Origin of the sequence: uncultured Veillonella sp. (assembly GCF_934190855.1) — a bacterium.
GTDB lineage: Bacteria > Bacillota > Negativicutes > Veillonellales > Veillonellaceae > Veillonella.
Genome location: NZ_CAKPTN010000229.1, coordinates 1 through 1,896, shown reverse-complemented (window position 1 = coordinate 1,896; position 1,896 = coordinate 1). Strand labels below are relative to the sequence as shown.

At 39.5% G+C, this 1,896-nt stretch carries 1 protein-coding gene; it reads left to right on the top strand.

From position 1 onward, the window contains the following. On the top strand, window positions 1–1,714 hold a 1,714-nt coding region (locus Q0F90_RS09075; RefSeq protein WP_296004948.1), incomplete at its 5' end, for a transglycosylase domain-containing protein. Between the last annotated feature and the right edge of the window lie 182 nt (window positions 1,715–1,896).

Here is a 1,896-nt window from a genome sequence, read left to right as displayed (position 1 = left end):
GGTTAACATTGTTCATAGTGGCGTATCTGAAGGTGGTTCTACAATCACTCAACAGTTAGCGCGTAATGCATTCTTATCGCAAGACAGAACATTTAAACGTAAAATTTCTGAAGCATTGCTAGCACTTAAAATTGAACAACATTACACTAAGGATGAAATCCTTGAAATGTACATGAACCAAATTTACTTTGGCCAAGGTGCATACGGTGTACAATCTGCAGCTCATGTATACTTTGGTAAGGATGCTAGCCAATTAACGCTAGCTCAAGCAGCACTCATTGCAGGCTTACCACAAAGTCCTAACTACTACTCTCCATTCAATGATTTGGAAGCTAGTAAAAAACGTCAAGCCGTTGTACTAGGCCAAATGGTTAAATACGGTTACATTACACAAGAGCAAGCTGATGAAGCACGTCAAGCAGATTTAGGCTTAGTGGCAAAACAAGAACAAACGCATGAAAAATCTAATGCATCTTACTTCATTAACTATGTTATTGCACAAGTTTCTGAAAAATATGGCGACGATGCAATCTATAAAGATGGTTTAAAAATTTATACAACTCTTGATATGGATGCACAAAATGCAGCTGTAGCAGCAATGCAAAACTTGCCTAATTACTACACTGATAGCAATGGTTTACATCAACCACAAGGTGCTATCGTAGCTATGAACCCTCATAATGGTTACATTATGGCTATGGTTGGTGGCCGTGGTGATGATGCATTTAACCGTGCTACACAAGCAGAACGTCAACCAGGTTCTGCTATGAAGCCATTTGTATATTTAGCAGCTATTCAATCTGGTAAAACTCCTGGTTCTATCGTAGATGATAGCCCTGTTACATTTGGTAACTGGAGCCCTAAAAACTATGAAAATGACTTCGTAGGTAATATTACATATCGCTATGCATTACAACATTCTCGTAACGTAGCAGCTGTAAAAATTGCTGATGAAGTAGGCATGTCTAAGATTATTAAACTTGCCAAAGAAATGGGTATCACTACCCTTACAGATCAAGATAATAACTTGTCTACTGCACTTGGTGGTTTAACACATGGTGTTACCCCTCTTGAAATGGTACAAGCTTACGGCGTTCTCGCTAATGGCGGTATCAAAGTTCAACCTACGGCAATCCTTAAAATTGTTGATCGCAACGGCCAAGTGGTGGAGGAACACTCCATCCAAGAAAAACGCGTTGTAGACGAAAAAGATGCAGCAATCATTACAAATATGCTAGAATCCGTTATAAATGGCGGTACTGGTGGTAATGCCGCAATCGGACGTCCTGCAGCAGGTAAAACTGGTACAACAGATGATTCCAAGGATGCTTGGTTCGTTGGTTACACGCCTGATTTAGTAGCTGCCGTTTGGATTGGTGATGACTACGGTTCCGAAACATTACACGGCATCACCGGTGGTAGTACCCCAGCCGTTATGTGGGGCCAATTCATGGCAAACGCGCTTGCCAATACGCCTGCATCTGACTTCCCTGTTCCTTCTAGTGCTCAATCAGCAATCTCTGAAGGTTATTACAATCCTGTAAAAGTACAACCTAAAAAAGATGATAAAAAGGACGAGAAAGCAGATAAAAAAGACGATAAAGACAAACAAAAAGATGAAAAAGTAAAAGAAGACGATCAAACCCCTAAGGAAGAAGTATCTGAACCAAAATCTAATTCATCGAAAAATAAAAAGTCTAAAAAGGAACGCTAATTCTATTAGCACCCTCTAAAAAAGGTAGTAAGTTCAAATGAACTTACTACCTTTTCTTTTTGCCTATACAATTTTATTCTGACTATGGTCTTAGTATTATGTCGTACAAGTAGCTTATATGTTACTTAAGTACTACATTGGTAGCCCCTGCACCACCTTCATCATAGCCTGCTGTTTCAAAG